The 6817-nt window shown below is 65.6% G+C and carries 8 protein-coding genes; 2 read left to right on the top strand and 6 right to left on the bottom strand.

Annotated elements, in window-relative coordinates:
* The 4 genes from WB785_RS22320 to rimP form a co-directional block, all read right to left on the bottom strand.
* The coding region (locus WB785_RS22320) for a translation initiation factor IF-2 N-terminal domain-containing protein (RefSeq protein ID WP_424081911.1) at window positions 1-251 on the bottom strand (251 nt) is incomplete at its 3' end.
* 66 nt (window positions 252-317) lie between these two features.
* A complete protein-coding gene (locus WB785_RS22315) occupies window positions 318-566 on the bottom strand; it encodes a DUF448 domain-containing protein (RefSeq protein WP_424081909.1) in 249 nt (82 codons plus the stop codon).
* A gap of 164 nt (window positions 567-730) precedes the next feature.
* Window positions 731-1774: a transcription termination factor NusA gene (gene nusA / locus WB785_RS22310; protein WP_424081907.1), complete on the bottom strand. Its 1044-nt coding sequence runs from the start codon at window positions 1772-1774 to the stop codon at window positions 731-733.
* On the bottom strand, window positions 1771-2304 hold the full coding sequence (rimP, locus tag WB785_RS22305) for a ribosome maturation factor RimP (RefSeq protein WP_424081905.1): 534 nt from the start codon (window positions 2302-2304) through the stop codon (window positions 1771-1773). The genes nusA and rimP overlap by 4 nt, the downstream gene beginning before the upstream one ends.
* Before the next feature lie 276 nt (window positions 2305-2580).
* Between rimP and WB785_RS22300 the strand changes: the two genes are divergently transcribed.
* Window positions 2581-3018, top strand: coding sequence for a hypothetical protein (locus tag WB785_RS22300; RefSeq protein ID WP_424081903.1), 438 nt, complete (start codon window positions 2581-2583; stop codon window positions 3016-3018).
* Window positions 3015-3461, top strand: coding sequence for a ferritin-like domain-containing protein (locus WB785_RS22295; protein WP_424081901.1), 447 nt, complete (start codon window positions 3015-3017; stop codon window positions 3459-3461). Before WB785_RS22300 ends, WB785_RS22295 begins: the two co-directional genes overlap by 4 nt.
* On the opposite strand, the gene WB785_RS22290 is transcribed toward WB785_RS22295, so the two are convergent.
* Together WB785_RS22290 and WB785_RS22285 are read right to left on the bottom strand one after the other, a co-directional pair.
* Window positions 3458-5209, bottom strand: a complete 1752-nt coding sequence (locus tag WB785_RS22290; RefSeq protein WP_424081899.1) for a proline--tRNA ligase — start codon at window positions 5207-5209, stop codon at window positions 3458-3460. The two genes, WB785_RS22295 and WB785_RS22290, sit on opposite strands and share 4 nt — an antisense overlap.
* 120 nt (window positions 5210-5329) lie before the next feature.
* A complete protein-coding gene (locus WB785_RS22285; protein ID WP_424081913.1) occupies window positions 5330-6781 on the bottom strand; it encodes an MFS transporter in 1452 nt (483 codons plus the stop codon).
* Window positions 6782-6817: the final 36 nt, after the last annotated feature.

The raw sequence follows: 6817 nt of genomic DNA, 5'->3' as shown, positions 1-6817 counted from the left end.
GGTTTCTTCGCCGCAGGGGGCGCTGCGTCTTTGACGGCGCCCTTCGCGGCAGCAGCGCCGTTGCCGGCGGTCTTGTCCTGCGCGGGCTTGCCACCGCCGAACGACTCACGCAGCCGACGCGCGACCGGCGCTTCTACCGTCGACGATGCGGATTTAACGAATTCGCCCTGGTCGCTCAGTCGGGCGAGTACTTCCTTGCTGGTAACACCGAGTTCCTTAGCCAACTCGTGTACGCGGGCCTTGCCTGCCACTACATCTCCTGTCTATGAGGCGACAGCGGTAGTAGGCCGCGCCTCGGGTTTAGCTATGACGCATGGTCATCGGGACTTCACGGTGTGCTCATGTTCTTTGCTACCTGTTCTGTTGCCGGGTGCGTCGAGCGTGTTGACATGCTCGACCACCGCTGATGCGTCCGGTGCTCCGGTGATCCGCAACGCTCGTGCGAACGCTCGCCGCCGGATCGCTTCTTGTGCGCACTTCGAAGTGGGGTGCAGCCACGCACCCCGCCCCGGAAGATTACCTGCTGGGTCAACGGTCACGACGCATTTGCCGTTCCCGCTCGACACAGCCACCACTCGAAGCAGTTCGACGGCCAACTCTCGCTTTCGGCAACCGACACATGTCCGCACCGGACCTTCGATGCGTCGATGCGCAGAGGCCGAAGTCTCGCGCTGGATCACGGCTTAGTTTACCCACACCCCACTGGTGCTCAGAACCACCCGCGATGTGGTCAGTGGTCGTGGGCCATGCCGTGGGCCGCGCCATGCTCGGGGCGGTCGGCGGGTTGGTCGGGCGAATCCCCGCGGATGTCGATCCGCCATCCGGTGAGGCGGGCCGCCAGCCGGGCGTTCTGGCCCTCCTTGCCGATGGCCAGCGACAGCTGAAAGTCGGGCACCACTACCCGCGCGGCCCGGGCATTCTGGTCGATCACGGTCACCGAGACCACCTTGGCCGGCGATAACGCGTTAGCGACGAACCGGGCCGGGTCCTCGTCGTAGTCGATGATGTCGATCTTCTCCCCGGACAACTCACTCATCACGTTGCGCACCCGCTGACCCATCGGGCCGATGCAGGCGCCCTTGGCGTTCAGGCCGGGAAGCCGGGAAGCGACCGCGATCTTGGACCGGTGGCCGGCTTCGCGGGCGACCGCGACAATCTCCACCGAACCGTCGGCGATCTCGGGGACTTCCAGCGAGAAGAGCTTGCGCACCAAGTTGGGGTGGGTGCGGGACAACGTGATCACGGGTTCGCGGGCACCGCGGCTTACGCCCACCACGTAGCAGCGCAGCCGTTCACCGTGCTCGTAAACCTCGCCGGGAACCTGTTCGGCCGCCGGGATCACACCCTCAGACCCCTTGGTCTCGCTGCCCATCCGCACGACGACGAAACCGCGAGCGTTGGCCCGGCTATCTCGTTGCACCACACCGCCAACAATCTCGCCCTCATGGGTGGAGAACTCACCGAATGTTCGCTCGTTCTCCGCGTCGCGGAGCCGCTGCAGCATGACCTGCCGTGCGGTGGTGGCCGCAATCCGCCCGAAACCCTCCGGGGTGTCTTCCCATTCTCTGAGCACATTGCCGTCTTCGTCGACGTCGCGGGCGAACACTTGGACCGCGCCGGTTTTGCGGTCGATTTCGATGTGCGCCTCCGGCTGATGGCCTTCGGTGTGGCGGTAAGCACTGAGCACCGCGGCCTTGACGTCCTCGAGCAGGTCGTCGAAGGAGATTCCCCGTTCCACAACAATCGAGTGCAGAGCGGCCATGTCGATGTTCATGTTGCGCCCTCCGCACTCCGACCGACAGCCGCCAACTCAAGTTCTCGTTTTGCAGGAGGCGAAAACTCAATCTGGACAACAGCTTTGGCGATCTGCCCGATCGGCACCGGACGCACTGTCCAGTCACGGGCCCGGTCGTCGCGGACCACCAACAGCAGCGTGCCGTCGGAGATCTCGCCGACTCGGCCGGTGACAGTCGTTCCGTCGGCCAGTGCGATGTCGACCTTGCGGCCCCGCGCCCGACGGAAGTGCTTCTCGCTGGTCAGCGGCCGGTCCACCCCGGGCGAGCTGACTTCCAGCACGTAGCGACTATCGATGCCGTCGACAGCATCCAACAAGGTCGACGCCGAACGGGACAGCTCAGCGATGGTGTCGAGGTCGAGTGCGGTGTCGCCGTCGGCAATGACCGTTATCCGCGGCGGACGCGCCCGCGGATCGATGACGACGTCCTCAATTTCATAGCCTGCGCGCGCGAACTCACCATCGAGTAGCTCGATCACCTGCGTCTGTGACGGTAGCCCGATGGCCACGGCGAGCTCCTCATCTTGAGTTGTGCGGTCAGGCGGCCCACCGGTTCGGCTAATGCACGTTCCAGGTGAACCAGCCATTAACGATACGCCAGGAAACCGCTATCAGCCGTGATAGCAGCCGGGTCAACCAGCGTCATAGCCAGCCCGTCCAACCCGCTGGCACAGCAATGGCAGGATGTTGCTGTGCCACGCGCGCTGCCCACTGTCAGGCCGGTAAGTCCGGTTTTCAGCAGGCGACAGGTTCTCGCGGGTGGCGCTGCTCTCGCCATGTTCGGGATGACCGGCTCCGCCTGCAGTTCGCCGCCCGCTCCGCCGGCCGTCGACGAACTCGAATCGCAGTTGAAGCTGGCCCGACACGACAGCGAGCTGGCCACCGCCGCGGCCACCGCGGCCGCCAACCCGGTCAGTGCGGCGCTGACCGAGGTCGCCGCCGAACGCACTCAACATGCGCAGGCGCTGGCAACCGAAATCACCCGCCTCGCCGTCAACCCGACGTCCAGTCAGACCACCAGCCCGACACCCACCACGTCAGCCGCTGCGGCGCCTCCGCCCACACTGTCCGACGTGATCAATTCCCTGCGCGGGTCCGCGGCCAGCGCCAGTCACTTGGCGACCACGTCGTCGGGTTATCGGGCGGGGCTGCTTGGCTCGATCGCCGCCGCGTGCACGGCGTCTTACAGCGTTGCTTTGGTGATTTCAGGATCGGCGTCATGACATCGGCCGAGCCGTCGCCCGCAGACTCCGCGCTGTGTGCTGCGCTGACCACCGAACACGCCGTGATCTACGGCTACGGCATCGTGTCGGCGCACTGCGAACCCGAGCAGAACAGCCTGGTGTCTTACTCGCTGAACCAGCATCGCCAACGTCGCGACCAAGTGATCGCGATGCTCGGCGGCCGATCGGTCAAGGCCCCGGTGGCCGCCGCGGGCTACCAGTTGCCGATGCCGGTGAACAACCCAACCGACGCGAACAGGTTGGCCGCGCGGATGGAAAAGGACACCGAGGTGGCCTGGCGCGCGGTGATCGAGCAGGCGCAGACGCCAGAGGATCGCACGTTCGGCGTGACCGCGCTGACTCAGAGCGCCGTGCTGGCCGCCCGCTGGAATCAGGTGCTGGGCGTCAACCCGATCACCACGGCGTTTCCCGGCGCCGACTAACCGCCTGAGAGGGCCACGGTGATGTCGGTGGCCAGCCCGGCGCCGACCGCCAGTTCGCGAGCCTCACCGGTGAACCGATTGCGCAACTCGACCGTCCCGTCCGCCCAGCCGCGGCCCACCACGACGATCCACGGCACACCGAGCAGCTCGGCGTCTTTGAACTTCACCCCGGGCGAGGCCTGGCGGTCATCGAGCAGCACCTCGATGCCCAGCCGATCCAGATCGGCCGCCAGCGCAGTTGCCCCGGTACGCGCCTGCGGATCCTTGTTGGCGATCACCAGATGCACGTCGAACGGCGCGACTTCGGACGGCCATCGCAACCCGAGGTCGTCGTGGTGTTGTTCGGCGATGACCGCTACCAGCCGGGAGACGCCGAGCCCGTAGGAACCCATCGTCAGCCGCACCGGCTTGCCGTCCTCGCCGAGCACGTCGACGGTGAAGGCATCGGTGTATTTGCGGCCGAGCTGGAAGATGTGACCAATCTCGATCCCACGAGCCGATACCAGCGGGCCGGCGCCGTCCGGAGATGGATCGCCGTCGCGGATGTCGGCGGCCTCGATGGTGCCGTCGGCGGTGAAGTCGCGGCCGGCGACCAACCCGACGACGTGCTGCCCTGGCTTGTCGGCGCCGGTGATCCAACTGGTGCCGTCCACCACCCGCGGGTCGAGGAGATAACGAATATCGTTGTCTTGCAACGACTTCGGTCCGATATATCCCTTCACCAAGAACGGATATTTAGCGAAGTCGGCGTCGTCGAGCAATGCGTACTCGGCGGGTTCGAGCGCAGCGCCGAGCCGTTTCTCGTCGACCTCGCGGTCTCCGGGAAGCCCTATCCCCAGCAGCTCCCAGTCGCCGCCGGGTTGGCGCACCTTGAGCAGAACGTTCTTCAGCGTGTCGGCGGCCGTGACATTGCGACCCAGGTCGGCGCCGTTGGCCCACTCGACCAGCGTCGCGATGGTCGGAGTGTCGCCGGTGTCGTGGACGACCGACTCAGGCAGTTCGTCGATCGGCAGGGCCTCAGGACGCGCGGTGACCACAGCCTCGACGTTGGCGGCGTACCCCGACTCCAGGCACCGCACGAAGGTGTCCTCGCCGACGGGGCTCTCGGCCAGGAACTCCTCGGACGCCGACCCGCCCATCGCGCCGGATACCGCGGACACAATGACGTATCGCACTTGCAGGCGGTCGAAAATCCGCTGGTAGGCCTCGCGGTGTGCGTGGTAGGCCGTCTTGAGCCCGTCGTCGTCGATGTCGAACGAATAGGAGTCCTTCATCACGAACTCGCGTACCCGCAGAATGCCGGCCCGGGGTCGGGCCTCGTCGCGGTACTTGATCTGGATCTGGTAGAGCGCCAGCGGAAAGTCTTTGTAGGAGCTGTACTCCCCTTTCACCGTCAGCGCGAAGAGTTCCTCGTGGGTCGGCGCGAGTAGATAGTCGTTGCCGCGGCGGTCTTTCAGGCGAAAAATACCGTCGCCGTACTCGGTCCAGCGGTTGGTCGTCTCGTATGGCGCGCGCGGCAGCAGTGCCGGGAAGAGGATCTCCTGTCCGCCGATCGCGTTCATCTCTTCCCGGACGACGCGTTCGATGTTGCGCAGCACCCGCAGCCCCAACGGCAGCCAGCTATACAGGCCGGGCGCGATCGGTCGGATGTAGCCGGCCCGGATCAACAGCTTGTGGCTAGCGATTTCGGCATCAGCGGGGTCGTCTCGCAGCGTGCGCAAGAACAGCTCGGACATCCGGGTGATCACAGCGGGCCAGCCTAGCGGCGATCGCTCCTCAAATTATTTCCGCCTCGAGATCGACGTGAGAGTCGACGGCAGCGCGAAAATCGACTCTCACGTCGATCTCGGCGCAAACAGCGGGACGAGCTACAGCTCGCCGGCGTCGATGGCGTCCTTGACTTCCTGCGCGTGCGCCACCTGCTCGGCGGTGTAGCCGATGAGCAGGGAAACTGCCCCGACGACGACGGCCACGCCGGCGACCCACAGCAGGCCGTAGGTGTAGCCGTGGTCGAGCGCATGCAACTGCACCTTGTTCATGTTTTTCACCGGGCCGGTGGTGCCACCCAGATACAGCGTGCGTGAGGTAATGACAGCCTGGATGATCGCCAACACCACTGGGCCGCCGAGGTTTTGCAGCATCAGCGTGATCGCGGAGGTGGGTCCGATCCGGTCGAAGCCGACACCGGCGATCGCCGAGAGCGCCAGCGGGATGATGATCATCCCGATCCCGATCCCGCCGACGGTGATCAGCACCACCAAGTCGAGGTAGGGCATGTTGCCGTCGAGCGTCGAACCGTAGAGCATCGCACCCAGCAGCAGGATGCCGCCGCTGATCACCACGACCCGCGGCGGGAACCACGACACCAGCTGCGAGGAGCCACCCATGCCGATGCCCAGCGCGATCGCGAACGGGATAAAGCCCACGCCAGCTCGCAGCGCGCTGTAGCCCATGATGTCCTGCACGTACAGCCCGATCAGCACCGTCAGGGTAAACAGCACGCCGCCGCCCAGGAAGATGGCGACGAAGGTGGCCAGCCGGTTGCGGTCGAAGAACAGGTCGAACGGCACGATGGGGTTCTCGGCGGAACGCTCCACGATGGCGAACGCGATGAAAGCGGCCAGGGCCACCGCACCGGAACCGATGGTGGTCAGCGAGATCCAGCCGTTCTCGGGTCCCATCGAGAACGCGAAAACGGCGGCGGTGCACGTCAATGTGGCCAGCACAGCTCCGGTGGCATCCAGCTTCATCCGTTCCCGGTGGGTTTCCCGCAGCGTGGTGCGGGACAGGTAGATCATCACCAGCCCGATCGGCACGTTGACCAGGAACGCCAACCGCCACGACATCTCGGTGAGCGCGCCGCCGACCACCAGACCCATCACCGAGCCGATGCCGGTCATCGCGCCGAACACCGCCATTGCGGCGTTGCGCGCGGGCCCCTTCGGGAAGGTGGTAGCCACCAGCGCCAAGCCGGTCGGCGAGGCGATCGCAGCCCCGATGCCCTGCAGCAATCGGGCAGTGACCAGGGTGAAGTCGTCCCATGCGATGCCACACAGCGCGGAGGCGATGGTGAACAACGCGACGCCGACGATGAAGGTGCGCTTTCGGCCGATGGTGTCGCCTAACCGGCCGCCGAGCAGCATCAGACCACCGAAGGTCAGCACGTAGGCGGTGATCACCCAGCTTCGGCCGGCGTCGGACAGCCCGAGCTCGTTTTGAATCTTCGGCAGCGCGACGATCGCGATGGTGCCGTCCATCGTCGCCATCAACTGCATCCCGCCGATCGCGACGACCGCGGCGATAAACCGCCGCGACAGCATCCACGATGGATTCGACCTGTTTGTGGAGTTCACGGC

Origin of the sequence: Mycobacterium sp. (genome assembly GCF_049585075.1) — a bacterium.
Classification (GTDB): domain Bacteria; phylum Actinomycetota; class Actinomycetes; order Mycobacteriales; family Mycobacteriaceae; genus Mycobacterium.
This window is presented reverse-complemented; position numbering and strand designations above follow the sequence as displayed.

Coding starts and splice junctions, on each gene's coding strand:
- nusA (WP_424081907.1), bottom strand. CDS start 1,774: ATGAACATCGACATGGCCGCTCTGCACTCGATTGTTGTGGAACGGGGA.
- WB785_RS22300 (WP_424081903.1), top strand. CDS start 2,581: ATGACCGGCTCCGCCTGCAGTTCGCCGCCCGCTCCGCCGGCCGTCGAC.
- WB785_RS22295 (WP_424081901.1), top strand. CDS start 3,015: ATGACATCGGCCGAGCCGTCGCCCGCAGACTCCGCGCTGTGTGCTGCG.
- WB785_RS22285 (WP_424081913.1), bottom strand. CDS start 6,781: ATGCTGTCGCGGCGGTTTATCGCCGCGGTCGTCGCGATCGGCGGGATG.